General features: G+C 48.0%; 26 protein-coding genes. 3 read left to right on the forward strand and 23 right to left on the reverse strand.

Going from position 1 to position 25,613, the window contains the following annotated elements:
* Positions 1 to 47: 47 nt before the first annotated feature.
* Both DESLBE_RS03995 and DESLBE_RS04000 read right to left on the reverse strand, forming a co-directional pair.
* Positions 48 to 536 carry a hypothetical protein gene (locus DESLBE_RS03995; RefSeq protein WP_005808925.1) on the reverse strand — a complete coding sequence of 163 codons (489 nt, stop codon included), beginning with the start codon at positions 534 to 536 and terminating at the stop codon, positions 48 to 50.
* A complete protein-coding gene (locus tag DESLBE_RS04000) occupies positions 529 to 1,155 on the reverse strand; it encodes a CobW-like GTP-binding protein (protein ID WP_005808928.1) in 627 nt (208 codons plus the stop codon). Before DESLBE_RS04000 ends, DESLBE_RS03995 begins: the two co-directional genes overlap by 8 nt.
* A gap of 638 nt (positions 1,156 to 1,793) precedes the next feature.
* Between DESLBE_RS04000 and DESLBE_RS04010 the strand changes: the two genes are divergently transcribed.
* Complete coding sequence (locus tag DESLBE_RS04010) at positions 1,794 to 3,041, forward strand: IS110-like element ISDha12 family transposase (protein ID WP_144675214.1); 1,248 nt, start codon at positions 1,794 to 1,796, stop codon at positions 3,039 to 3,041.
* 133 nt (positions 3,042 to 3,174) lie between these two features.
* Here DESLBE_RS04010 and DESLBE_RS04015 read toward each other — a convergent pair whose 3' ends face one another.
* The 7 genes from DESLBE_RS04015 to DESLBE_RS04045 form a co-directional block, all read right to left on the reverse strand.
* The gene (locus DESLBE_RS04015) at positions 3,175 to 5,019 is read right to left on the reverse strand and encodes an ASKHA domain-containing protein (protein ID WP_144675216.1); all 1,845 of its coding nucleotides are present in this window, start codon (positions 5,017 to 5,019) and stop codon (positions 3,175 to 3,177) included.
* A 36-nt stretch (positions 5,020 to 5,055) separates the two neighbouring features.
* Positions 5,056 to 5,754, reverse strand: coding sequence for a DUF1638 domain-containing protein (locus tag DESLBE_RS04020; RefSeq protein ID WP_005808932.1), 699 nt, complete (start codon positions 5,752 to 5,754; stop codon positions 5,056 to 5,058).
* An 11-nt stretch (positions 5,755 to 5,765) separates the two neighbouring features.
* On the reverse strand, positions 5,766 to 6,422 hold the full coding sequence (locus DESLBE_RS04025) for a cobalamin-dependent protein (RefSeq protein WP_018212842.1): 657 nt from the start codon (positions 6,420 to 6,422) through the stop codon (positions 5,766 to 5,768).
* A gap of 27 nt (positions 6,423 to 6,449) precedes the next feature.
* Positions 6,450 to 7,175, reverse strand: a complete 726-nt coding sequence (locus DESLBE_RS04030) for a GntR family transcriptional regulator (protein WP_015944093.1) — start codon at positions 7,173 to 7,175, stop codon at positions 6,450 to 6,452.
* A gap of 68 nt (positions 7,176 to 7,243) precedes the next feature.
* Complete coding sequence (locus tag DESLBE_RS04035; RefSeq protein ID WP_018212843.1) at positions 7,244 to 8,359, reverse strand: uroporphyrinogen decarboxylase family protein; 1,116 nt, start codon at positions 8,357 to 8,359, stop codon at positions 7,244 to 7,246.
* Between the two features lie 38 nt (positions 8,360 to 8,397).
* Positions 8,398 to 9,201, reverse strand: a complete 804-nt coding sequence (locus DESLBE_RS04040) for a methyltetrahydrofolate cobalamin methyltransferase (RefSeq protein WP_015944091.1) — start codon at positions 9,199 to 9,201, stop codon at positions 8,398 to 8,400.
* A gap of 58 nt (positions 9,202 to 9,259) precedes the next feature.
* A complete protein-coding gene (locus tag DESLBE_RS04045) occupies positions 9,260 to 9,880 on the reverse strand; it encodes a cobalamin-dependent protein (RefSeq protein ID WP_026183998.1) in 621 nt (206 codons plus the stop codon).
* Positions 9,881 to 10,072: 192 nt separating this feature from the next.
* On the opposite strand from DESLBE_RS04045, the gene DESLBE_RS04050 reads away from it, so the two are divergent.
* Positions 10,073 to 10,258 carry a ferredoxin gene (locus DESLBE_RS04050; RefSeq protein ID WP_005808945.1) on the forward strand — a complete coding sequence of 62 codons (186 nt, stop codon included), beginning with the start codon at positions 10,073 to 10,075 and terminating at the stop codon, positions 10,256 to 10,258.
* A gap of 79 nt (positions 10,259 to 10,337) precedes the next feature.
* Here the strand turns inward: DESLBE_RS04050 and DESLBE_RS04055 are convergent, their stop codons facing one another.
* The 9 genes from DESLBE_RS04055 to DESLBE_RS04095 all read right to left on the reverse strand — a co-directional run bounded on the left by DESLBE_RS04055 (position 10,338) and on the right by DESLBE_RS04095 (position 19,653).
* Positions 10,338 to 11,165 carry a DmsC/YnfH family molybdoenzyme membrane anchor subunit gene (locus tag DESLBE_RS04055; protein ID WP_018212844.1) on the reverse strand — a complete coding sequence of 276 codons (828 nt, stop codon included), beginning with the start codon at positions 11,163 to 11,165 and terminating at the stop codon, positions 10,338 to 10,340.
* A gap of 14 nt (positions 11,166 to 11,179) precedes the next feature.
* The gene (locus DESLBE_RS04060; protein WP_005808950.1) at positions 11,180 to 11,752 is read right to left on the reverse strand and encodes a DMSO/selenate family reductase complex B subunit; all 573 of its coding nucleotides are present in this window, start codon (positions 11,750 to 11,752) and stop codon (positions 11,180 to 11,182) included.
* A gap of 12 nt (positions 11,753 to 11,764) precedes the next feature.
* Positions 11,765 to 14,149, reverse strand: a complete 2,385-nt coding sequence (locus DESLBE_RS04065; RefSeq protein WP_018212845.1) for a DMSO/selenate family reductase complex A subunit — start codon at positions 14,147 to 14,149, stop codon at positions 11,765 to 11,767.
* Between the two features lie 358 nt (positions 14,150 to 14,507).
* Complete coding sequence (locus tag DESLBE_RS04070; protein WP_018212846.1) at positions 14,508 to 15,113, reverse strand: DUF3786 domain-containing protein; 606 nt, start codon at positions 15,111 to 15,113, stop codon at positions 14,508 to 14,510.
* A 104-nt stretch (positions 15,114 to 15,217) separates the two neighbouring features.
* The gene (locus DESLBE_RS04075) at positions 15,218 to 16,045 is read right to left on the reverse strand and encodes an MBL fold metallo-hydrolase (RefSeq protein ID WP_018212847.1); all 828 of its coding nucleotides are present in this window, start codon (positions 16,043 to 16,045) and stop codon (positions 15,218 to 15,220) included.
* A 202-nt stretch (positions 16,046 to 16,247) separates the two neighbouring features.
* Complete coding sequence (locus tag DESLBE_RS04080; RefSeq protein ID WP_005816567.1) at positions 16,248 to 16,454, reverse strand: twin-arginine translocase TatA/TatE family subunit; 207 nt, start codon at positions 16,452 to 16,454, stop codon at positions 16,248 to 16,250.
* 107 nt (positions 16,455 to 16,561) lie between these two features.
* Entirely contained in the window at positions 16,562 to 16,930 is a 369-nt protein-coding gene (locus DESLBE_RS04085) for a thioredoxin family protein (RefSeq protein ID WP_005816569.1), read from the reverse strand.
* Between the two features lie 24 nt (positions 16,931 to 16,954).
* Complete coding sequence (locus tag DESLBE_RS04090; RefSeq protein WP_005816571.1) at positions 16,955 to 18,877, reverse strand: hypothetical protein; 1,923 nt, start codon at positions 18,875 to 18,877, stop codon at positions 16,955 to 16,957.
* Complete coding sequence (locus DESLBE_RS04095; RefSeq protein ID WP_018212848.1) at positions 18,874 to 19,653, reverse strand: ABC transporter ATP-binding protein; 780 nt, start codon at positions 19,651 to 19,653, stop codon at positions 18,874 to 18,876. Before DESLBE_RS04095 ends, DESLBE_RS04090 begins: the two co-directional genes overlap by 4 nt.
* A 229-nt stretch (positions 19,654 to 19,882) precedes the next feature.
* Between DESLBE_RS04095 and DESLBE_RS04100 the strand changes: the two genes are divergently transcribed.
* Positions 19,883 to 20,473 (forward strand): hypothetical protein, encoded by a 591-nt coding sequence (locus DESLBE_RS04100; protein ID WP_035243365.1) that lies wholly within the window; start codon positions 19,883 to 19,885, stop codon positions 20,471 to 20,473.
* Positions 20,474 to 20,699: 226 nt separating this feature from the next.
* Here the strand turns inward: DESLBE_RS04100 and DESLBE_RS04105 are convergent, their stop codons facing one another.
* The 5 genes from DESLBE_RS04105 to DESLBE_RS04125 are packed head-to-tail and all read right to left on the reverse strand — an operon-like array spanning position 20,700 to position 25,590.
* Positions 20,700 to 21,338 carry an ATP-binding cassette domain-containing protein gene (locus DESLBE_RS04105; protein ID WP_020493337.1) on the reverse strand — a complete coding sequence of 213 codons (639 nt, stop codon included), beginning with the start codon at positions 21,336 to 21,338 and terminating at the stop codon, positions 20,700 to 20,702.
* Entirely contained in the window at positions 21,322 to 22,197 is an 876-nt protein-coding gene (locus DESLBE_RS04110; protein WP_018212851.1) for an ABC transporter ATP-binding protein, read from the reverse strand. Before DESLBE_RS04110 ends, DESLBE_RS04105 begins: the two co-directional genes overlap by 17 nt.
* Before the next feature lie 12 nt (positions 22,198 to 22,209).
* Positions 22,210 to 23,025, reverse strand: coding sequence for an ABC transporter permease (locus DESLBE_RS04115; RefSeq protein WP_018212852.1), 816 nt, complete (start codon positions 23,023 to 23,025; stop codon positions 22,210 to 22,212).
* Positions 23,022 to 24,017, reverse strand: a complete 996-nt coding sequence (locus DESLBE_RS04120) for an ABC transporter permease (RefSeq protein WP_015944086.1) — start codon at positions 24,015 to 24,017, stop codon at positions 23,022 to 23,024. Before DESLBE_RS04120 ends, DESLBE_RS04115 begins: the two co-directional genes overlap by 4 nt.
* A gap of 1 nt (position 24,018) precedes the next feature.
* Complete coding sequence (locus tag DESLBE_RS04125) at positions 24,019 to 25,590, reverse strand: ABC transporter substrate-binding protein (protein WP_144675218.1); 1,572 nt, start codon at positions 25,588 to 25,590, stop codon at positions 24,019 to 24,021.
* Between the last annotated feature and the right edge of the window lie 23 nt (positions 25,591 to 25,613).

Raw genomic sequence — 25,613 nt, forward strand, 5'->3', positions numbered from 1 at the left:
CAATTCCCCAGAAATGGCTGTAATCAAGACTTAGGTTTATTCTCCGGTTATTTCCTGACCAGTGTTGAATCCGGACATTTAGTTGCGATGGAGAGTTCTAAACACTGCCTCGCGTATTCAGCAAGCTCTTCTTTAGGAGTACCGAATATTATGGCGGTAGCGTTGATGGTGAACTTTTTGTCCATCCCCTCACTCCAGCCGGAAGATGATTTTATATTGATGGCTTTTCCCGTAGAAGAAAACCAAAAATGCTCTGTTCCTTCGCTGAAACCTTTGATATGCCCTACAAAACCATGTTTGTTCTTCACCCAGCGGAGGATCTCACCGCTCCAGTGGAGCAGAGCTTCTTGTACAGGGAGGGTGCTGCTTTCCTGCTTAAAGGTTAATTCATAGCTTTCCGAGAAAATCTCAGGTTCTTCATTAAGGGCAGCATGAACCTTTTGCAGCGTGTTTTCGTGCCGGTGTTCAGACCCATGACAACTTTCGCATTCACAAGCATGACCATGCCGGTGCTGCTCATGCTTGTGCTCACTCATTTCTCCACACCGCCTCACGCCAGATTTCCGGGTTAATTCCCCTAAAAGCTGATACACAATGAATTTGTGCTGCAGGATTAAGAAGATGCAGGCTTTTTTCTATTTCGGCCAAGGCCTCATGGTGCATACAGTCGATCTTATTGAGAAAAATCAGATCCGCCTTAGCGATCTGACCTTCAACAAGCCCGGGGACGATCTCCATCAGTTCTTCCCAACGTTCAGCATCGGCGACGATCATGATCTTCAGGTTTTCGACTCCCTTGCCATAGGTGTGAATGGTTTCCGCGATTCGATGGGGATAAGCCATTCCCGTGGCCTCCACGATCACCCACTGGGGATCATAGGTTTCATAAAGCTCATTTAAAGTCACAGTCAGTTCAGAGGTCAATGTGCAGCAAATACAACCGGAGAAAAGCTCCCGAACCATCAGCCCATTGGCTTTGAGGATTTTATCATCAATCCCTGTCTCACCCACTTCATTCTCGATAATAATTAAAGAGGGTTTGGCCGGGTTGGTTGCTTGGGCGGTTAGATTATTCTCCACCAGGAACTTGGCCGCAGAGAGAATCAAGGAGGTCTTACCCGCGCCCAAAAAGCCGCCAAAGAGTAAAACGTTCATGTTATACCTCCTCGTATAATTGATTTAGTTCCTGCCCCACGAGTCCCAAAAACTAATGGAACGTGGGGTATTTAAATGACCATAGAAAACTGGAAATTCAGTAGATATGGTCAACCGCAACAAGATGCACACAGGATAACGCATACCCCATGCAGCCGTCGTGCCTGTGGGCAGTGTGGACAAGTCAACCCCAAGGCATACTTCAAATTCGACTTGTCCAAAGCCTGTTGGGAAAGCTCTTTTAGGACAGACCCCAAAGGGCTTTTCCACAGGCTGGCACTGTCCACAGGCTCAGGATGAGGAATACCTGAGATTCCTCAGATCGTTCTTTGACAACAAAAAAGTATTTAAGTTTGTTGGGATTTCAAGCAAAATGGTACCGTGAGGTTCGTTCTGGCAAAGCCTTTTCCTCCTTGAGGCTCTGACCTCTTTTTAAGTCTGACTGCCAGCCCACAATTTGAACTTTTAACTCGAAGGTTGCACAGCTTAAAGGGAACTCCTCCGATAGTAGCAGATCGGTTGGATCCAAGGTCTTTTTAGGACAAGTGCTGATTCGGCGAGGTTGTTGACCTGTTGTGGTGCCTGGTCCCAACGTTAATCTTACAAATTGTTTGGCTCAGAAAGTGAGGTGATTTTAATTGAGTTTATTTGTCGGTATTGATGTGAGTTCCAGTGATTTTAAAGTGCGAATCTTAGATGAGCGTGGTAATGAACCGGTTAAAAGGCTACGGGCTTTGAATGATCAGCCTGGTTGTGAGCAAGTTGCCCGATATCTCTTTGACGCCTGTGCTCAAGTGAATGTGGACCGGCTGGTTATTGGTTTAGAGGCCACTTCCGTATACAGTTGGCCGTTACAAATGTTCTTAGCGGAAGACCATTCTTTAGCCCCTTTGCAGCCCCAAATTTATTCCTTTAACCCCAAGGTCGTTGCTAATTTCAAGAAGGCTTATGTGGACCTTCCGAAAAACGATTGGATTGATGCCTGGGTCATTGCCGAACGTCTACGCTTCGGTCGGCTCCCAGAGGGCTCTCAGGTCGATTTCCGCTACTTACCCTTACAGCGCCTCACTCGCTTTCGGTGTCATTTGATTGAGATGATTTCCAGAGAGAAGAATTATTTTCTCACGAACTTGTTCTTGAAGTTTAGCACGCTTGCCCAAGGTGCGGTTTTTAGTAACACTTTCGGCGCTACTTCTGAATCCTTGACACTTGAGTTTTTTTCTCCAGAAGAGGTTGCGGCTCCACCGCTTGATGAACTGATTGATTTCCTCATGGAGAAAGGAAAACGTCATTTCGAGGATCCGGAAACCAAAGCCAGAGAGTTGAAGGAAGCTGCCCGCAAGGCCCATCGACTGCGTGGAAGCCTATTGCAACCCATTAACCTTATCCTGGCCACGAGCATTGAAACCATCCACACCTTGGAGAAGCAGGTAAAGAAAATCGATAAGGCAATCGAAGCAGAAATCAGGCATTTCCCGAATACGCTCATTACCATTCCCGGTATTGGCCCTGTGCTTTCAGCTGGTATTATTGCTGAGATCGGAGACATCCGTCGTTTTCCGAATGAAGGAGCCTTAGCAAAGTTTATTGGGTTAACCTGGCGTACCCACCAGTCAGGTGATTTTACAGCCGATGACACACCCTTAACCCGAACTGGCAACACCTACTTGCGCAGTTATATCATCCAGGCTGCTAACTTAGTACGCCAAAAGGAACCAGAGTACAAGGTCTTCTACCAACGTAAATTTTCGGAAAGTAAGACTCATCATCATCGCCGTGCTCTCGTGCTTACTGCACGCAAACTCGTCCGTATGGTTGATGCTCTGCTACGCAGCAACCAAATCTATAGGCCACATGGCAATAGGGGGAATGCAAACCAAGCATGAATTGCGCTAACCGATACTCCATTTTTGTAACTTTTTCCCACGATAGTTTGGGAATGAGATGGTTTCTTGTTGCCTTTTTTGCCCACTGATTATTAGCTAACTGAAAATTTGACTCGCTTAGAGTCTTGACATATTACCGAAGGACTTTTGGAAATGCCAGATTATTAATAAAGCTCTTTTGAAACTGAGGATGATTAGCCAACTCGACAAACTCTGCTTTCTCGGCAATGGCCTGGCAGCGTTGAATGTGCTTGTGTGAAAGCAAAGCCTTGGCAGCCCCTTCTCCCGCCGCATTGCCCACGGAGCGGATTCTGTTTCGTTCTTGTATAGGGATTAAGCCAATAGCCAAGGCGCTGTCCAAATCCACAAAACTGCCGAAAGCACCGGCGATAAAAACCTGTTCAATGTCTTCTGGGTTGACGCCCAAGGTCTGCATTAAGATTTGCGATCCTGTGCAAATCGAGGACTTAACCAGTTGAAGCTCCCGCACATCCCCTTGGGTAATGACAATATCCGAACCGTTGGCGCTTTCCTCAGCAAAGGCCAGTACAAATTCCCGCTGCCCCTCCTTCTCCCTTATTCTGGACCGGAGCTCAGGAGAGAGCTGCGCCATTTGACTGTTCTCCGCAAATCGCCCTGAGGAGGTGATGATCCCCCTGCGCACCATTTCGGCGAGAGCTTTAATGATTCCCGATCCACATATTCCGGCAGGGTTCTGAGCGTTAATCGTTCGGATCAGGACATCTTCCTGCAGGATGATATCATCGATGGCCCCATCCGTGGCCCTCATACCGCAGGATAGCTGTGCGCCTTCAAAAGCGGGACCGGCAGCTGTAGAGGTAACAATCATTCGCTCCCGATTGCCGAGAACAATCTCCCCGTTCGTTCCTAAATCGATCAATAAGGTGAGCTTGGGAGTCAGATCCTGATCCATAGCCAAGATAGCTGCTGTGGTATCTGCACCCACAAAACTGGCAATATTGGGGATAAGAATCACCCGTCCCCCCGGGTGAATATCCAGGGAAAGTTCCTGGGGTGGAAAAGGTGACAGTGTTTTAAAGGCTTGCACATAGGGAGGGATAGTCAGGCTGGCAGGTGAGATCCCCATCAGAAGGTGTTCCATGGTTGAATTTCCCACGATGGTCACCAGATAAATATCCTGTACCCTTATCCCGCTTATGGAGCAAAGCCTGCGGATCAGGATACTTAGACAATGGCGAATCAGATCAGAAAGCTGTTTTAATCCTTCCGGCTTCTCCGCCGCTTTAATGCGGGAGATGACATCGGCACCATAGGCTGACTGAGGATTGGTTTCGGCTGCGGCAGCAACCACCTCCCCCCTATTCATGTCCATAAGCATTCCAGCAACTGTAGTACTTCCGATATCGAAAGCTACTCCGTAAAGAACTGAAGAAGTATCTCCTGCTTCCACCGCTGTCACATGATTGTCCAAGTGAATCAAAGTATAGCTCTCTGTCTTGGTTTGGGCCAACGAAGCCATATCCCGTAATGCGGTGATATGTAAATCCAGCTTCTCTTGCGATTGCAGCTCATTGACGTTGCTGATCATTTCCTGCAGCGAGTAGTTTTGCGCTAAAGTCGGATAGGTCGGTCGCACCACCGACTTGCTGAGTACTGGAGCCCTATCCTCAAGGGAAATATGGATTCTCCCGATTTCCCCTTTCGCCGTGACTCCTCTTTGGGTGATGTCAGCCAATACGACTTGACCTAATGGATAAACCCGGCAGGCTAAGTACGAGCCATCATTTTCAGGTTCAGCAGGATTTCCCTGCCCATCCGTCACCTGTCCGCTCAGAACCCGGACCTTGCATTTGCCGCAGGTTCCTTGGCCGCCGCAGACCGACTCTAAAAACACACCTGCATCCGTTAAGATATCCATAAGGGTCCAGGCCCTGTTTTTAACAGCAATGGGGTTTTGACCCCCAATGATGATTCGGGAGGTTATTTCTTTACCCATTGAATAAACCTCGCTCAATCTCTGGTTAGTTATCCTCTACTGGGACATACCGATAATTTGCCAAAGGGGTTCATTAGTGTCATGGCATAAATGGGTTAAAGTAACGATTTCCCCGGGAGGAACAATGACAAACTCATCATCCCAAGGACCTGTGAGCAATTTCTTGAGGTAGCTTGTGGAGCCTGGTATGATCTGATGGCTTAGTTTCAAGGTAGCGGCTATCTTTTCCGTAAGTTCGAGGAAGTCGGCTATCTCATAGGCCCCTGTATCAATTACGGCCAACCGGTGATAATGATTAAGGATTTGTCTGAACAGGCGCTCCGCCTTTTCCTTGCCATAGCGTTTCACAGCATACTGGTATTCCTGCCAGATGTTGCTTTCGAATTCCAGCCACCCTTTGGTGAGATAATAGGTGCCCATTTCTTCCGATATTTTCTTCCTGGCGTGCTGAGAACCCAGGAGAAGACTGATGCAATCATCAACACAGGGAAAGACCAGCTGGGCATGAGGGGAAGTCAGCCCCAGTAAAGAATTGCCGCAATACCCAAAGGCCAGGAGGATGCGGTCCACATTGGTGATTCTGGCCAATTCCTGCTGGAGGCGCTTATTTAAGGTATCTGTGTAAAGATGCAGCCCTGATTCTATCCATAGCACAGGGAATGGGCAGTCAGCCTCTTGAATCGCGCTGTTAAGTTCATCCTTAAGGGTATGGCAAGCTATGATTACAGTCTTCATACAATTCACCTTCAGGATATTTCTTGATGTTTTTTCAGATTGAAGAGAGAGGAGCAGAGCTTTACTCCTTCTGAGCAATCTTTAACCCAATAATCTGCCTTGGTATACTGTCTGACCTGTTCATTAACTAAACCGCCAATGACAACCTTTACCCCCGGTCTTAGTCCCATTTTCTCAAGAGCTTGAACGGTCAGGCGCATGGAATCATAGGATTGGGTGATCAGTCCCGATAAACAGACGATGGAGGCCCTGTGTTCAATACATCCTTCGGCAAATCTTTCCGGAGCCACATCCACGCCCAGGTCAATGACCTTGTACCCATTAAAGCGAAGCAAGCTAATCATTAAATTCTTGCCTATATCATGGATATCTTTTTTGACGGTTCCAAACAAAATCGTCGCCGAGGGTTCAATTACAGCTATGGCATTAGCCTGGTCTGACACCAGGCTGATGACATCCTTAAAAATCTCTGCGGACATCATAAGATCCGCCAGGAAGTACTTTCCCTGGTCGTATAAATGACCGACTTGGGTCATTCCCTGACGCGTCTCTTCAATAATTTCTATGGAGTCTTTGCCGCTTTGTATTTCCGACACCGCCAGAGCTAACACTTTATCCACATCGAGACGGGTTACCGCGGCCACCAGCATGCTTTCAACCATACGCATTCCTTCCCCTCTAACATGAAGTCCTTCTTAGCCAAAAAAACTCCGTGTGGAAGCGATCAGATGATATTTTTCGCCATGACAGATCATAATGGATAATCCTAAGGGTGTATTTTGTCTTCCATAAACCAATTGTTCAACTTTCAAGGCGGGAATTCCGGAAGATGCTTCTAACAGCTCGGCCTCAGCCTGGTGCAAAGATACGGCGGAAATGGTGACCTGATTGCCTTCGGTGATGATTCCTGTATGCCTGGCAACAGCTTCAGGAAAATCAGCATACTTAATTTCCTGTTCCACAAGGGGCTGCCCCCGCTGATAGGTCAGATAACGATTCTCCACCGCCACCGGTTCCCCCTCAATAAGGAGCAGCCTGCGAAATTGAATAAGTTTGGTTCCGGGTTTAATCTGAAGGCGTAACGCGACCCCATCTTCCGCTGCTATAACATTGATAGCGAGCAATCTAGAATCATAGTCTTGCGGGTTTTCCGATCCGTGTTCGGCAAGATTAAGAATGAGCTCACTGAGATTCGGGTGAGCAACAAAGCTCCCCTTACCGCGGAAGGATTCAATCAGCCCTTCCTGAGCTAAGAGCCTCAGGCCATTGCGCACGGTCATTTTACTGATTCCGTATTGCTCACCCAGTTGAGTCTCTGAAGGCAAAGCATCACCCGGCTTAAGTTCGCCGGCCAGGATCTTTTCTTTTAAGTCTTCAGCAAGTTGAAAATAAACCGGTACAAAGGATTCTCGAGTCTTCATAACAGCCTTCTCCCTTTAGGTAATGATAGACAAAGGCAGCAGTCTGCCTTTGTCTATTGTATCATCAATTATTTAGAGGTTACAGATGCCACCATGGCTTGAACATTTTCTATTTTGGCATCAATAGGAATATCACAGCCCGGGTGGAGGATAAACCCTGTGGGACCTATTTCTTCGATCAATTTCCGGCAGTAGTTATGAACAGCATCCGGCGTTCCCAGGGTAAGCAGGGCTGCGGGTACATCACCCATAATACACATGGTATCTCCCAATATTTCTTTAGCCTTATAGATATCGGTCATGCCATCAAGCTCCAGAATAATTTTTCCTTTGGGGAAATCTTTGAAGCGCGCCAAGTCCCGGGTCCAATCAGAATCAAAATGAAGAATAGGGGTAATTCCGGCGTCAAGGATTTCATAAATCAGTTTCTCATAATAAGGGAAAACAAAGCGATCCCATTGGGCCTGAGACAGCATTTCACTGGCTGCCCGCCAGCCCCCCAACCAGAGATACTCTAAACCCAGTTGTTTAGATCCTGCTATACTTTGCGGAGCCATGAAAGGTAAAGCGGCATCCATGGCAGCTTGCACCTTGTCCGGTATTTTAAACATATCCCGCACAAATTTAGAAAATGAACGGCCGCCACAGAACATTTCATAGGGGATTGTCGTTACACCCCCACCACCTGTCAAGGTAGGAATACCGGCTTCTTTCCACATCTCGGCCACCTTGGGGGCATTTTGTCCATCAGCCATAATTTGCGGAAGCAATTCGGGACCAAAGTGTTCTGTTACATAGGACATCAGCCAGTTGGGCCAGCCTTCTTCAACAATCCGATCATAGTCACTCTGCTTCATCAATTCGGCCTCAACGACCTGCCACAACTCATTTTCCGGGAGTTCCTCTCCCGGCCGTTTGATCTTACTTAGCCAGGCCATTTCCAGCCCATATTTAAAGTAGCTTCCATAATCGACACCGTCCGCCCCGCCGACTTTTTCCACAGTTTTAATCATGGCTTCGGCCGAAACTAAGCTGCTGCTTATAAATTCAGCCACCGACATAGTTTGAGCCCGGGCTGCAAAGGCTGCAAATTCCAGCACCACAGGAGTCCGATCCGTTTTCCCGAGGGCCACGGCCTTCGCTATTCTTTCTTTCCGTTCTGCATATAACTGACTGTTTGACATGAGTTTCACTCCTAACTTTTACTTCTTTCCTGAGTAACCTAGGCGTGATCGTATAACCCTTCCCGATAGGCGTTATTGTAGGCCCGGCAATGCCTATCCAGTCCAAGCAAGGCCATTGAGCCTTTCAGTGAGCCTAACATTCCTTTGTCCGTAGGATTAAGAATATAACTATCCATACCCGCACTCATGGTTTGGACCATGAAGAGACGATTGAGAACTTTGCGGGCAGGTAATCCATAAGAGATATTGCTTAATCCACAGATGGTGTGAACGCCTGGATAACCCTCCATAATAGTTCGAATAACCTTTAAAAGTATTTTGCCGGTTTTTTGATCCGTGCTTATAGGAGTCACCAAGGGGTCTATATAAATAGCTTCCAGGGGCACTCCAGCCTGAACAAGCCGATTAATAACACTATCGGCAATTCTCAACCGATCTTCCAGCCCTTTCGGCATTCCTGAATCTTCAATGCAGAGGGCAATGATCTTGGTCCTGTATTCCAAAACCAGGGGCAATACAGCCTGCCAGCGGGCAGTTTCATTGGAAATTGAGTTGATCATGGGCTGTCCATGCCGGGCTCTTTGCAGACCTTCACTTAAAGCTGCGGGGTTGGGGCTGTCGATACTCAAGGGTAAGGCCGATACCTCCTGAATAGTATCCACAAGCCAGCCCATAGCGGCGATTTCCTGTTCCACTAAATTTCCGCAATTCACATCAAGGTAGGTTGCTCCAGCTGCCTCTTGGGCCTTAGCCACCTGCTGAATGGTTTCGGCATCCCTGTTTAAGACAGCAGTTTTGATTTCTGTACGACTGGTATTGATCAATTCTCCGACAATGAGCATCCCAGTGCCTCCTCTTCTGATCACCATGCACTATAGAATGGCTGATTCCAGGCTGATTTTAAGCTGAGAATTTTTGAGCGACTTCCACTGCTTCCTGAGCACTCCTGCAGACCGCATCGGCCTTTACATAATCACATACCGATTGGTCAACAGGACCGCCGCCGATAAGAATTCTCAGCTCGCTCCTGAGACCGGCTTTTTCAATCTCTTCGATGGCCGCCTTTATATTATCAAAGGCAGTCGTAAGCAAACAGGAGAACCCGATGACCTTTGGCTTATATTCTTTGATCCCTTCGATAAATTTTTCAGTAGGTACATCAACGCCAAGATCAATCACGTTAAAGCCATTGCATTTTAAAACCGTGCTGACAATGTTTTTTCCGATGTCGTGGATATCGCCATAGATTGTGCCCAAGACGAAATTTCCTAAATGAGATTGCTCTGTTCCGGATAAATCACCCAGTGCACTGATCGCTTCATTGAAAATTTCAGCCGACATAATCAATTCAGAGAGAAAATACTCTTTCGCTTCATACTTTTGACCAACCGCCTGCATGCCTTCCTGCAGCTCCTGAATGATATCCAGCCCAGGAACGCCTTGTTCCTTTAACGCCTGTACTCCCGCCAAGACGGCATCCTCATCCAGTGCTCCCAGTTTTTTCGCTAATTCACCGCTCAAAATAAAGACCTCCTTTTAGTATAGTTGTATATACTAGTATACTTCTATTCCAAGAGTAAACCAAATCTTCGCAATTGTAAAGACAATTAATATCCCTTAAAACGACAAAATTCTTCAAGAAAAAAATACTGCCAAATTCTGCACTATTCTGTTACAATGTAGGCAAGTACATAGAAAGGGAGGGGAATTATCATGTATGCAACTGTAGAATCTGACTGCATTGGTTGTGGCTCCTGCGAAGCTGTATGTCCGGAGATCTTTCGGATGAATGATGACGGACTGGCTGAGGCTTATGTTAATCCTGTTCCAGCGGAACTGGAAGAGAGTGCCAAGGAAGCTGCCGATATGTGTCCTGTTAATGTCATCATTTTGGAATAAATAAGAAGGATTCCACATGACAAAGGCTTAGAAATGAACAATCATTTCTAAGCCTTTGTATTTTAATCAATCCGGATGTTTAGAGTATGCCTAAGCCAATGGGAATGCCGGAGGTATAGAAAAGATACCTCCCCATAATTTCTCCGACGATTAAGATCCCCACCGCTGTATATAAAAAGCCTTTTTGATTGATGAATTTTCCTGTGCGTGAAATAAGGAAAAGGAAAACCCCGCCCAACATCAGCAGCCAACGCAGGGAAACGGCAGCGCTGTAACCACCGGCAAGCAAGGCGGCACTTTCCTGGCCGGCCCCGGCCATTGCTCCTAAGCCGGCAACATAGTTGGGAAGAAAAGCGATTTGCACCAGGACGATGCCGAGAACGAAGAGCTCAAGCCTGGGGAGCTTCTCCCTGCCTTTTTGTCCGCTGGACACATAGAAGACGATGGCCCCCAGAACCAGGGTGGTAGCATAAAAATCAATCAAGGTGTTGGCACTTTGCCAGGCTGGAATGATCGTCTCCATATAAAGTTTAGCCATGGCGAATACGGCGGCCAAACCTGATAAGCAGGCTAAATACCCGGCTGTTTCTTTAAGGGAATGGGCTTTATGGGACCGTTCCAGCCACCAAAAGACCGCCAACAGCACAAAGAAGCCGCCGCTGAAGAAAATCTCCCTGCTCAGCCAGGACCCCATGAAATTGGACATACTGGTAAGGGCTAAGAAAGGTTTCCCTAAGTGGAGCAGCGAAGCGATGATGCCCACTGCACTCAGGATTAATGCACATAAGGTATTGGTTTGATAAGCGGGAGCTTCTTTGTCCCGAAGCCGGAGAAATGTTGCCCACAGGACTGCTCCCACAGCCGCCTGCATACTCAGGGTAAAGATGATCAATGGCATTTCTTTCATGGTCAAGCTCCCTTCTACTTTATTGCAGCCTTATGGGGTGTAATAACCAAGGAAGGTTTGGTGATGTCGGCACTGGGCAACCCTTTGACCTGAGCGATTTCTCCATATTCAGCTCGCAGTTCATCAAGGGGGCCGAATTTCAATACCCGCATAATGCAAGCATCGACACAGGCCGGATTTTTTCCTTCCTTTTGCAGATCAATGCAGAAGTTGCATTTGGATGCTGTCTTTCCGGCAACCTGGGGCACTTCATAAGGGCAGGACCAGGTACAGTAACCGCAGCCTATGCACTTATCCTGATCCACCAAGACGATACCATCTTCCTCCCGTTTGTACATGGCGCCGGTGGGACAATTCTCCGCACATTTAGGATGTTCACAATGATTGCAGCCCAGAGAGAGCCAGTAAGCAAAGACATTGCTTTTGAATACGCCGTTTTCTTCGATGCAGGAGCCGCCGGTAAATTCATGAACCTTTCTCCAGCGCAAGCCGTCTGCCAAATCATTTTTATCCTTACAGGCAATCTGACAGGTAAAACAGCCAATGCAATTGTGCTGATCTACATAAAAACCGTATTGATTTGCCATCCCCATCACCTCCTACGCTTTCTCTACTTGGACTAAATTGGTATGCTGAGGATTGCCCCAGGCCAGAGCGGTGGGCTCCCAAGTGGTCAAGGTGTTGATACATCCTCTGGTATCCACGCCCTGAGCATCAGGGGTATACCAAGCTCCTTGAGGAAGAGAGCATACCCCTGGGATGAGACGGGGAGTAACCTTCACTTTGACTTTTACCGTCCCTCGATCGTTAAAGATCTTGACCGTATCGTCATCTTCAATTCCTCTCGCCGCGGCGTCCTGAGGGTTGAGCCATAGCTTCTGAGGCTCCGCTTCCTCCATCCAGGGCAGATTATCAAAGGTGGAATGGACACGGCGTTTGCTGTGATGGCCGATGCATTGCAGGGGATATTTTTCTTTCAGAGCGCCTTTCGGACCTTCTGCAACAGCTACATATTTAGGAACAGCCGGTATTCTCTCCGGATTATTCATATCGTAGAGAGTTTTGGAGAAAATCTCCACCTTTCCGGAGGGAGTTTGCAGCGGGTTCTTTTCCGGATCCTCCACAAAGGCTTGATAAGCAATAACTTTCTTAGGTTTCGTCTTATAAATGCCCTTTTCCCGGAATGCTTCGAAAGACGGGAAGTCGGGATGAGCCGCCTGAGCCACAGCGACACATTCACGCAAATATTGTTCCTGGCTCTTTCCTTCATCAAACTTATCAAGGACATCCAGGCGTTTGGCCAGTTCTGTGCAGATTTCATAAACACCCTTGCACTCATACAAAGGGTCCACCAATTTTTGCCCATACAGGGCAAGCCCTTGTCCCAAAGCCCGGGTGACGATATCTTCCTGCTCAAATTGTGTGATATCGGGGAGGATGATATCGGCATACTCCATACTGGGAGTCATAAAATTCTCAATGCCCAGGATAAATTCGCATTTCGATGTATCTTTCAATAACTCGGTGGTCCGTCCGGTATCGGAATGCTGATTGATCAAGGCATTGCCGCCATAATTCCAGATAAACTTGATGCCATGCTGCAACCGGTCCGCACCTTGCAGGCCACCATTTTCTTTGGTGTGGTTGCCTCCTTTTTCAATGGCATCGGTAAACATAAAGAAAGATACTTTGGTTTGTATTGGATTTGTTCCTGCAGGGTATGCCCCCATTTTTACTGAAGTAAAGCCTTCATACATACCGGGATTAGCGCCGAGTTTGCCCATATTCCCTGTCATCAGGGCTAAAAGAGGAACGGAAAGAGCCTGGAATTCTCCGTTGGCATGGCGCTGCATGCCCCGTCCCTGCAGAATAAAGCAGGGCTTGGCACCGGCAATCTCTCTGGCCAATTGTATAATCGTTTCTACAGGAACACCTGTGATTTCCGACGCCCATTGCGGAGTTTTCGGCTGACCATCACTGACTCCCAGCAAGTAGCTCTTATAGGAATTTCCTGCCGGAACTCCCTCAGGCATGTGCTCTTCATCAAAACCTACACAATACTTGTCCAGGAAGGCTTGATCATGAAGTTCCTCTGTCAGTATGACATAAGCAAGGCCTGCCACAAGTGCCGCATCAGTGGTCGGACGAATAGGAATCCACTGGTCGGCAAAGGTGCCTACCGTATCACTGTGACGGGGATCGATGACAATAACTTTGGTTCCGTTTTCTTTCGCTAATTTGAGATAGTATGTTGAATTAAGACCACCCACCCTTGTGCTGGCGGGATTATCGCCGAACATCACGATCAGCTGGGCATCTGAAAAACTGGTGGGAGAGCTTCCTCCATAACCGGCTCCAAACATATAAGGAATGGCATACATATAATTGGCCTGGCTGTAGTTGCCATAAAAGCTGAGATATCCTCCCAGTGCATTAAGAAGTCTCGCAGATGCTCCCCCTACATAGCTTTGGTTAAATGCTCCACCTACCCCTGAAGCATAAATAAAATATACCGATTCATTGCCATATTGATTGATAATACGTTTTAACTCAGAAGCTGTGGTATCCAGAGCCTCTTCCCAGGAGATCTTCTCCCATTGCCCGGCTCCCCGCTCCCCCACTCGTTTCATGGGGTATTTCAGCCGATCCGGATGATAGAGGCGCTGACGCTGGGATCTCCCTTTCAAACAAGCCCTGGCCTGAAGATTATCCGGAGTATCCGGTCCCTCATTGTCCGTCACAAAACTCAGGACAACACCGTCCTTCACCTGGGCTTTAATCTGACAGCGCCCGCCGCAATTATGCCAACATATCGAAGGCTTTATTTCCGCATCAAGATGACGGTTTCCGGCTTGAGCAACTGCCGGTTCAGCTCCTGCTCCCGAAGTTAGGGGCATGCATCCCACCAGTGTCGATGAGCCGGCAACAGCTGCGCTCCATTTCAAAAAGGAGCGGCGACTGACCTTAAAATCTTTATTTACCATTTTCCTACCTCCGCTTCGCCCTTAAATTTTTTAGTTTCTGAGTCTGATGTTATCCATCCGCGCTTCCCTGAGCCCCCTTTCGCTGGGGAAGATTCTCTTCTGTAGCCTCCGTTTTGCTTGTACTTGTGAATCCTTTTGCTTTTATCTCTCCACTAATGCTTGCCTTTAACCTCCTTTCCGCCTCTCAGCCCTATAGTCAGATTATTCGTTACTATATTGTGTATATTATCACATAGATATTAACAGTTTATTGCTAAATATTAATAAAATATTATTTTTTCTGATATCTCTCCGTGCAAGCCTGAAGGGTGCCGCGGGCTGCTTCTTAGCAGCCCGCGGCACCCTTCAGGTCTTTTATCTAGAGGCTGGCAGCCTTGGCAATCATCTTCTCCACCAGATTGATGGCCATAACTTCCAGCCCTTCCGTATTCAGATGCATGCTGGCTGTGGCGTCATAAAGCAGATTGGCCTTGGCCGGCCATTCGTCGTCGGCCAGCCACAGAATCAAGGCCAGCTCAAGTTTGGGCAGAACCTCTATGGCATAGGCTATGTCTCCCATTGCCAGTTTTTTGCCTTTGAGCATCTGGCATATGGACTCGAATTTCTCCGGTGAGTTGCCGAAGTGCTCTGCTATCGGATCCATAGCTTCCAGCTTAAAGGCTCCATAGTGGTTGTTTCCGCCCGGCAGCTCTCGGAAGGATATCCAACGTCCGGTAGGCTGGACTCCGCATACTTCTGTCAGGTATTGAAGGATAAGAATCTGATCAGTGATGTCCTCACAGGGGCTGATTTCCCCTTCGGGGTACCAGACCCGGTAATGTTCACCCCCATAGAGGAGGACCAGACTGGATTCGTCATAAGGAGCAGCTCCGGACAGCTCCAGAATCTTGGCAAAACTGCGCTTGGCAAATTCTTGCTTGGCATGCTCCAGGGCATCCCGGTATTTCTTTTGGCTTTCTTTCATGATTACCCCCCACCTTCACATCTCCTCAATTAACTGATTTGTCTAACTATTCTATTTTGAAGGTGTATTTCCTGCTGATCCCTAGGCCTTTATGGTGGATTCTTTTACTCTACAAACCTTCCTTGTTCCGGCACAGCGATTTCCTGGAAATGCTGAGCAAGATAGACTAAGTGACGGCTTAATTCATCCCCTGCCATGGGTTTGCCATGACTGGGGATGACCAGGGAGGGCTTCAGCTCTTCCAATCGTTTTACAGATTTTTCGGCTTCTACCCAATCTGTCGTAAAGTACTTTGGCGGTCCGCCAATCTGCTCCTCTTGAGTCATCACGGACCACAAGGATTCCTGCTTCGTTGTCGTAAAGGCATCGGCAGCGAGAAGAACCCGATCTTTTTCCCGGAACAGGGAAATATGTCCGTCGGTATGGCCTGGGGTGTGAACCCATTGCCAACCCGGCATACCTGGGACCGCTCCATGATCAGGCAAGGGAAAGATGCGGTATCCCAAGTCAATTCGGGTATGGGGAAAGGTGGTGGATATCCCGGACACCAATCCTCCTCCTACTCCCGGATCAGCTAAAGGGTAATCCTTTTTGCCGGTAAGATAAGGAAGCTCCAGAGTATGGGCGTAGACGGGAACATCCCAGTATTCTGCCAATTCTTTTACAGAACCCACGTGATCGAAATGTCCATGGGTTAAAATAATGGCCTGAGGACGGCTGTTTTTTCCGAAACGGGAATGAACGGATTCCAGAATGAATTGGCTGGAGTTTTCCAGGCCCGTATCTACAAGAACCCATTTAGATCCTTCCCCTTCGGGTATCCCGACAAGGCAGGCTGTTACGATTCGGAATTCAAGAATAAGGATATCGGGAAGCACTTCTTCAGAAGAGGTGGTCAATGCTGAGACTAGTTCCACGAGTTTGTTGCCCATGCTGTTACCTCCTAACAAGTGATCTATTTTTATCTTTTTATTATGTATCCAGCCGGGGTTATTCATAAGTAAAAACCAAACGAACAAGACGATAGTTCTCAACTATTATTTGAGGCCAGCCGGCAGAAAATATGAAACATAAGAAGAGACGTTTTGGCTGTCCCCTGGAGGAGCCAAAACGTCTCTTTTATCCTTCTTTCTATTACTCTTCTGTCTTTTCCTTGGGATCGGTGTTCTTCTCTTCGCTGACAATTTCCGCATCGACAGTGTTCATTTCACGTTTAAAATTCTTTAATCCCTTATTCATGGCCTTCCCAACTTCAGGAAGCTTGCCGGGACCAAAAATAAGCAGCGCAATTACCAAGACGATAATGGCTACGGTTGGTGTAATCATTCCAAAAGTAATCATGGCTTCACCTCAATTTCTTTAGTTATCAGGTCTACTCTACTATTTTTTCACGCTACAGGCATCTTTAGACACCCGAAATCATACGGGATTTAAAGTATTACACCTCATTATATATTAGATAAGCTTATAATGCTAGAAGGTACCTGCATCTCTTCGGTGACGGACTCCAGAATCCGGGCTGTATTTTGGAGGTCTATGAACCGACTCTCTCTGAGAATCTCTCTTCCTTCGCACATAACCAGCAGCGTCGGTACGGTAAAGACCAGGAGCTGCCCTGCTCCTTCCTTAAATTCCTGAGTGTTGATTTGCCCTACGGGAATCTTGTAAACCTGTGCCACTTTCAACACTTTAGGCAAAAGGGCGTGGCAGACATTGCAGTCAGGGCTGCTGAAGTAGAGGATTGAGGTTTTTTGTTCTTGAAGAAGTTGGCTTAGCTGTTCATTGTTTTGAATGGTCAGCAACGGCTCTATGGACATGGGCTCAACACCTCTACTTTACCTCTACTTTTTCTTCCTTGTTTTCTGCTTCTTTTTCGTGGTGACGATCTCCACCCGGAAGCCTTTGCGGCTTTGTCTCACAGTAGCGGCCATAAAGCCAAAGAACATCACTGCCCAGATAGCGGCCGTAACGGGGATACCTATAATCAGCCGTGCCCAGGTTGGCCAGAGGATCGGCCGGCTCAGAAGATATAGGACATAGAGAACACCTGACCAAAAGCCGCCTTCGTAGGTTACGGGAGGAAGCGCCTGCAGGACAGCCACTAATTCCACCGGACGGAACACATAGAGAATGCCCAAGGCCAGCAAGAGGACAAAGATCATATTCACCAGATACATGAACATGGATGCTCCCGGGGAAATCCGCTGCTGAGGATTTTCCGGGTTAAATCGGGAATAGTTAATGGAATAAAAGAGACCAATGGCACTGGAGCCCAGCGATAGAAAGATGGCGCCGAAGGCTAAAGCCAGGATCATCGTGGTGCTTAAGCCGATGGCCAGGGCGGTTCCCACCAGGAGAGCTTCCATCAGGACCAAGGTAGGTAAGACTGCAGCCAGCAGTTTTCCTAATACCACCGGCCAGCCTCCCAGCGGAACGCTGTTCAAAAGCCAATCGGATTCTCCTTCCCGGCCAAAGGAAAGCAGAGCCATGTTGCCGCTGAACATGATCGTGTACATGATAAAAACGGTGACCAGGGATGATTCGGAGCCTGGTGTGCGGACAAAGAGGTATTGGGCGATAAAAAAAGCCATGATGATCAAAGGAGTCAGATAGCCAAACCACTCCCGGGTATCTCTCTTCAGATAAAGCAAATCCTTTTTGGCCACAGCCCACATTCCTGCCAAGGGAGAGGTTTGGCCCACGGGTTCTTCATGGAGCAGCGAAAATATTCCCTGCAGAGTGGTATCTGCCCTTCCTTGCAGAGTTGTACGGGAAGTTCTTGCTGATGTTTGGCCGGGTGTAACTTGGTCGGGCAAGGCTCTTTTCCGGCTTTTGGTGCGCCGGCGGCCCCCTTCACCCTGGCTCAGGGAGATAAAGCCCCGGCGGAACCCCTGTTCCAGGAGATTAAAGGCCAGGAGAAAGAGTCCGACCCCTACGGCGAGCAGGAGCAGGCTCCAGCCCAGCCCCACTAAGAAGTCTCCCGACATACCGGCTACTAAGGCCTGGGAGCCCCATCCCCAGGGAAAAAGATGCATCAGGTTAAGGACCTGCTCATTGCCTGTAAGCCAGGAGGTCATGTCAAATTGCTCTTCCCTGCCCAGGATCAGATTGGGAATCTGGAAAAACAAGGCGATCATAATTCCCGCCAAGGCTCCGATGAAGCCTACGGCTTCTTTGCTGCGATGGGGGGGAACGATGCGCATCACGACTAAATTCAGCAGCTCGGCAATCGCTGTGCCGATGATCATGAGACCCAGCCCCACCAGCAGGACAAGGATGTAAAAGGCAGGACCGGCCTGAAAGAACAATCCATAAAAAAGCCCCGGCAGAAACACGAAAAGAAGTGCTGTCAAGAAGTTGCTGGCGATGACGCTGAGGGATTTGACCGCAAAGACGGCTTTCAAGGATACTGGAGCGATGAAGAGCAGCTCCAGATCCTCCGACATATACAGGGCGGCAAAAGCGGCGGTGATCCCGAAAAATATCTGACCGACCAATCCCCCTAAAAAGAGCAGGGAAAGAAATCCTTCCACCACTTCATAGGAAATCGAGCCCAAAGCTCCATAAGCCAGGTAACCCATGGAGGAGATGAACGCTACTATGAAAAAGATCAGCAGGGCATAAAGCAGCATGGCACTTTTGGGCCGATGACGGAATTTGTTCCAGGACACCCGGAATTGATTTTTGAAGAGGAGAATAAAGTCCTGAAAGAAGGATTGAGGGGGCGGCGGTGTTTCGATAGGAGGCGGTAAAAGGATTCTCACGCTCGTCCCTCCTCCAGGCTTTTGATCAATTCCTCATTTTCATGACCTCCGGTCAGCTCCAGGAAAATATCTTCTAAACTTTCTCCCCCATGTCCTACGTTTTGGCGCAATTCCTCCGGGCTGCCTTGAGCGATGAGTTTTCCTTTTTGCAGAATGCCCACCCTGTGGCACATTCTTTCCGCAATCTCCAAGATATGCGTAGAGACAAAAACCGCCGCTCCCTGGTGTGCCAATTCCTGCAAAACATCCTTGAGGAGACGGGCGCTGGCCGGATCCAAGCCTACGGTGGGTTCGTCCAGGAGAATGACTTTCGGTTGGTGGATCAGAGCTGAGGCCAGCACTACCTTCTGGCGCATCCCGTGGGAATATCCCTCCAAAAGTTCATCAGCTCTGTCCAGCAGGCCAAACATCTCCATAAGCATCTCTGCTCTTTTGCGGGACACATCTTTAGGTATCTGATAAAGATCGCCGATGAGCTTCAGAAATTCCCAGGCCGAGAGCTTGCCGTATAATTTGGGTTGATCGGGGACGTAGGCCATCAAGGCTTTGGCTTGAGTGGGCTGCTTGCGAATATCATAACCGCAGATCAAAGCTTCCCCTTCACTGGGCTCCATAAGTCCGGTCAGGATTTTGATGGTAGTGGTTTTCCCCGCCCCATTGGGTCCCAGGAAGCCAAAAATCTCCCCTGCCCTTACCTCCAGATTTAGCTGGTTCACCACAGGAACATCGCCATAGCGTTTGGTGAGTTGGTGGGTTTTTATCAAAACTTGATTCATAAGCTACTCCCTTCTTAAGAATCTTGACGTTTTTTGTGCTCAGTTTTCAGATCTTTCTACAGCTTAGTCTAACTAGATTTTCTGTGAGCATACGCCATGATTCAGGCCTTTCTCAAAAAGAAAAGCAGGAACAAGGTCTCCTGCTTCAATTCGAGAATTAAATTCCTGCTCTAAGGAAATTATAGCCATTATGAACTGCATTATCAAGAAGTTGCTTAAGGAGAAGATTATGAAAAGAACCCGACCTTTGGTCTTTTGGCTTTATATCCTGTTATGCCTGACCATTGTCCCCATGACCTTCGTTCATCTTGCCCGCTTAAACTGGCTATCCACCGGGATGTGCCTGCTGACTCTGCTCTTTATGTCCATTCCCTTCGTTTTAGAGACTAAATACAAACTGACCATTCCCCGGGAATTTCTCACCGCGCTGATTTTATTTCTTTACGCTTCCATGTTTTTAGGCACCGCCAACCGCATGTATGATGTGTTTTGGTGGTGGGATAAAATGCTCCATGGTGCATCAGGCTTTATCTTTGCTCAGATGGGTTTCTTGCTGCTGATGTTTCTTGATGCCCGTCAGAAGCAAGACTCGGGAAGGAGCAGGCTCCTGGCCGCCCTGTTTGCCTTTTCCTTCTCTTTAGCCGCCGGCGGAGTCTGGGAGATCTATGAGTATACTATGGACTGTACCTTTGGCACTCTCTATCAAGGGGTGGGCATCCACGATACCATGACGGATATTATCCTGGATGCCTTAGGGGCTTTGGTCTTTGCTTTGCTTCTCTACTTTCGAAGAAAGCGTGTCCCGTCCTCTTTTGTTTAAAAATTCGGCAATTCTGAAATAACTCATCTAGATGAGTGAATTTCAAAAACGGTAATCTTTAAAGAGCCACCCCCTTCATGGGGAGCGTTTAAGAAAACCGAGACACAAATGCCTCGGTTTATCTTAAACTTATTCTACACTGTTACCAATGACTTCGCCTTTCTGGATGCGTGATTAAAAGGCAAATAAGGCGAAGACAGTGTCTTCGGGCGAAGCCGGGTTTTCTTTACAAATCTTCCGTTCTTACGCTGATTTTATTGATTGAGGGAACATCAATAATCCGAGTTGCCACCTGCTCCGCTAAATACATATTATGGGTAATCAAAATGATGCCTAACTTTTTCTTGTCTGCGTGCCGCAGCAGGAACTTCCAGATATGAGCCTGGTTCACTGCATCCAACATGGTCGTCATTTCATCGGCGATTAAAAAACGGGTCCGCTCTCCTAAAGCCCGTACTACACAAAACCGCTGCAGTTCACCGCCAGAAAGTTCATTGGGCCAACGCTCCAGCCACATTTCCCGGATGCCCATTTCCTGCATAATCTCCGGATCCAGTACGCCGGCTTCTTTCAAGGAATACTTCATTTTCCAGCGGGGATTCAATGCTTTTTCCGGATGCTGATAAACCAGTTGCACGGGGCAGTACTCACCTTTGGACAAAGGCTTCCCATCCAGAAGAACAGTTCCTTTTTCCGGTCTAAGAAAACCGGCCATAATTTTGGCCAAAGTGCTTTTTCCATAGCCGCTGGGCCCAACTAAGGCTACCCTTTCGCCATCCTCGATCTTCAGGTTCACATTATGGAGAACCCAAGGTCCGTTTGCGTAACGAAAACTCACGTCTTTCACTTCAAGCATGGTAGCCACAAGCACACCTCAATTCATCGCCGTCAATTTCCCAAACCGCGCAGCTTAAACCGCATTGGGGGCAGTGAGCTATTTGAAAGCCATTTTGCGGCAAAGCCCTAAAAAGGGCCCGGCTGTAAGGATGCTTTAAGCCCTCCCCGTCCCCGGAAAAATCTTCCCGCCTTGCCGTCTCAACCACTGTACCGCTGTGAAAAATAGAAATACGGTCGGCCACATTTAAGGCTAAATCAATATCGTGAGTAATCAGCAACACTCCCTTGCCCTGATCGGCAAATTCTCTGAAATCCTTTAAGGCCTGAATCGCCAGATTTAAATCCAAACCGGGAGTGGGTTCATCGGCAATAATCAGCTCTGCATTCGCCACCACCGCGGTGGAAATCAATATCCTGCGGGCCATACCGCCCGAAAGTTGAAACGGATAAAGTTTTTCTGCTTTTCCATCCAAGCGATATTTCGCAAAAGCTTTCCGCTGAGCCTCCCGCAGCTTTTCCCCTCCGGTGCCCCGCACCTGTTCGCCAACACGCATCAACGGGTCAAGATAGGCCACGGATTGGGGAATAAAGGCAATTTCCTTCCCTTGCAGCTTTTCCCGATATTCAGGGGTCAGCTCTTGGTCTTTATAGGCCATTTTACCACCAACTTGGGCATTGTAAGGTAGAATACCCATGATAGCATGAGCAAGCAAGCTTTTCCCTGAACCACTGGAGCCGACTATGGCCAGAATTTCCCCGGTACGAATCTGAACACTCAAATCAGCAATCGCCAGGGTTGTTGTTTTTTCCAATGAGGCATCATAACCCTCAAAGGTTACCGAAAGCCCCTGAACATCCAAGATAACGGTCTGCTTAGCTTCAGCCACTCTCTAAACCTCCTACTCATGAGCCGCATAGGGATCGATTAAAATTTTTAAATAGTCGCCTATAAAATCAAAGAGCATGACAACCAAGAGCAAAGCTAATCCGGGGAAAAAGGCCAACCACCACATCCCCGTAGCCAGATGCTTCATTGATTCAGATAAAACGACCCCTACTGCCGGAACTTCCAAAGGTAACCCATAACCAAGAAATGTAATTCCCGCCTCATGCAAAATGGCATGGGGAAAAAGTAAAATCAAGCCAACCAGATACTGGGGAAGAACATGAGGAATGATGTGACTGGCTGCCACATACCAAGGGCTTTTTCCCAAAGCGCGGGCAAGTTGAACATAGTGGGCTGATCTTACCTGCATGACTTCGGCCCGGATTACCCTGGTCAAACTTGGCCAATGAGTTACCGCAACCCCGGTAATAACTCCAACTGCTCCGCCCCCCAGCGCAATCGAAATCAAAATCAGCAGAATCATATGGGGAATCCCCATGCAAAGATCAACCAGCCAATTAACCGCTGTATCTATCTTGCCGCCAAAGACAGCCGATAAACTGCCCAGCACAAGGGCAATAACCGAGCTGACTGTTGCCGCCAGCAGCCCAACGCGTATGCTCAATGAAAGTCCGGCCATCGTCCGAAAAAACATATCCCGCCCCAAGTAATCGGTGCCAAAGGGATGCTTCCATGAAGGCGCCTGACTTCTAAAGTCATAGTTCGGCGCATACAAAGCAGAGTCCATCAGAATCCCCCCGATGGTAATTGCTGCTAAAACCAAGAGACCGCTCCCCATAATCAGCATAATTTTTCGACGGCGATTCATGACGAGCCTCCTTCCCGGATTTGAGGATCGACAATCCCATAGATCACATTGGCCAGGAAATTTCCCGTAAATACAAAAAGCACACTAAATAAGGCAATACCCAGCAGCAAAGGAGCATCTCCTTTCAATCCGGCATGGGTAGCCGCGTTTCCCAGACCAGGATAAGAAAAAACCTTCTCCGCCAGCACCGACCCGCCAAACAGTTCACTGACCGAAGCGAATTGCAGCGTTATGCCGGGCAAGGCGATATTGCGCAATCCGTGACGCCTAATAATCTCCCGGGGTTTTTCCCCCCGGGCTTTAGCAAAAAGGACATATTCACTCTTAAGTACGTCAATGAACTTCTGACGGGTATGAAGGGCAATGCCGGCTACACCGGTAATGCTCAAGGTTAAGGCAGGTAGAATCAGATGATAAATTTTATCACCTAGAGTAACCTCATGGGCCAATTTATTGATGGGGGCTGCCAATCCTAAGGGAAACCACTGTAAATAGACAGCAAAAACCATTAAAAAGAGTAAGCCCAGCCAAAAAAGCGGTGTGGATGCCAATATCAAACAAAACGTTTTAATAAAGCGGTCGATCCACTTCCCCTTATTCACGGCAGCGATAATGCCCAAAGTAAACCCCAGCACCCCGGACAACACCCAGGCTACTCCCATCAAGGCCAGCGACGCCCGGAAACGCTCGCCGATAACCTTCGCGACAGGCTGGCGATAAGTGATAGATTCGCCCATGTCACCCTGAAGGACATGGGTTATCCAGATGCCATAGCGCTCTACAGGCGATTTGTTAAGACCCCAATGTTCAGCGATATTCGCCCTTTGCTCTTCGGAGACGTGGGCATCACCCAAATAAGCGTCGATCGGATCAATCGGCGACAGCGCAATAAGCATGAAGCTGATTAGACTCACGGCCCCAAGCAGAGTCAGCATCCGTACTAAAGTACTGCTGAAATAGCGCCCCAATCCTTTATATACCGTGGTACTCATACTACCAGGACCACTCATTCATATTTTCTACAATGGAAATCCCCTGCCCCCGGGTTGGCAATTTCTGCAAAGAGAGGATCTTCAGCCCTTCTTTGACAAGATAAGTGACTTCCGGACGAACGATCCACAAGTACGGAATATCCTTTTGCGCAAGAGCCTGGCCTTCCTGCCAGTATTTATTTGCCTCGTCAGAGTTCGTTGCCGCAAGGGCTTTTTGGATAACCGCATCAACCTCCGGATTGGTATAAGAAGCCGGGTTGCCGATAACCGCTACACCAATTTGCGAAGAATCATAATAACGATAGAATTCTATGGGATTAGGCTGACCAAAGACCCAGCAAGTCGGTAAATTCCTCGCTTCCCGGCATTCCGACCAAGGTGCGGATTTGGGGATAATCTGTATTCCCAGCTTTTTCACATCTTCTGCCAGAGCAACGACCGTATTATAACGCGCCAGATCATTGCTTCGTCCTGTTATCACGATTTCCGCCTTAATATTATTTTTCTCCCGGATGCCGTCCCCGTCAGTATCTTTCCAGCCGGCATCTTCCAAGATCTTTTTCGCTTCTTCAACCTGGTTGTCTTTAAACATGTCGCCATTACTCCAGGGAAGTTCCTTCGCCGCTCCATAAGTAACTTGCCCAAATCCGTTCAAAGCGTTTTGGGTAATGAGCTGCCGGTTTATCCCAATGTTCAAGGCTTTGCGAATCGCCGGATCACTTGTGACATTATTGCCTACTTTTTGCCCTGAAGGGTCGGTCGTTTCCGGAATCGTTGGCAGGTTAATGGTAAAAGCATCCATGGCGGACATTCTATATAGTTTCATTCCGTCAACCGGCGTGCTGGCAAATTCAGATTCGACAAGCACCAAGTCCAACTGCCCTGATTTCGCTGCCGCCAGAGCCGCATCTTCATCCAATTTTAAGATGGTTACTTTCTTAAACTTCGGTATTGGGCCGTAATAATGTTCATTCGGTACCAGGATCAACTTCTGATCAACTGCAAATTCGGCAACTTTCCAGGCACCGGAGCCCATCGGATGATCCCCATAGTTTTCATTATAGAGATGCTTGGGGACAATTCCCACCTCGCTTAGATTAAAGACAAACGTAGACCAGGGGGCTTTTAAGCGGAAAACAACAGTACTTTCGTCTAAGGCTTCAACTGAATCTAGCATGGTCAGATCCGCAGCGGAAGCTTTACTTTTGGTTGTTTCAAAAGTAAAGACCACATCTTCCGAAGTTAAGGGATGGCCATCAACAAATTTTGCATCATTGCGGATCTTAAAGGTGTACGTTAATCCATCGGTACTGACATCATAAGAGGTAGCCAAATCATTGACCAATTGGTTATTTTCTTTGACTTGCAACAAGTGACTGTGAAATATATCCGGCGCCCATACGCCATAGCCTGTGGTCGGATCAAAACCGCCCGCTACTAAATTGACCCCAGCCGAAATAGTAATCTCGTCTTTTATGACATTTTCTGTGATATTTTTTCCGCCGTTAGAAGCAGAACAGCCCACCATCAGCATTAGTCCGGCGAGCAACAGCAATAATACTATTTTTCTCATATGGCCTTCTCCTTTTATTCTTG

It is taken from the genome of Desulfitobacterium sp. LBE (assembly GCF_007830365.1).
GTDB classification, from domain to species: Bacteria; Bacillota; Desulfitobacteriia; order Desulfitobacteriales; family Desulfitobacteriaceae; genus Desulfitobacterium; species Desulfitobacterium hafniense.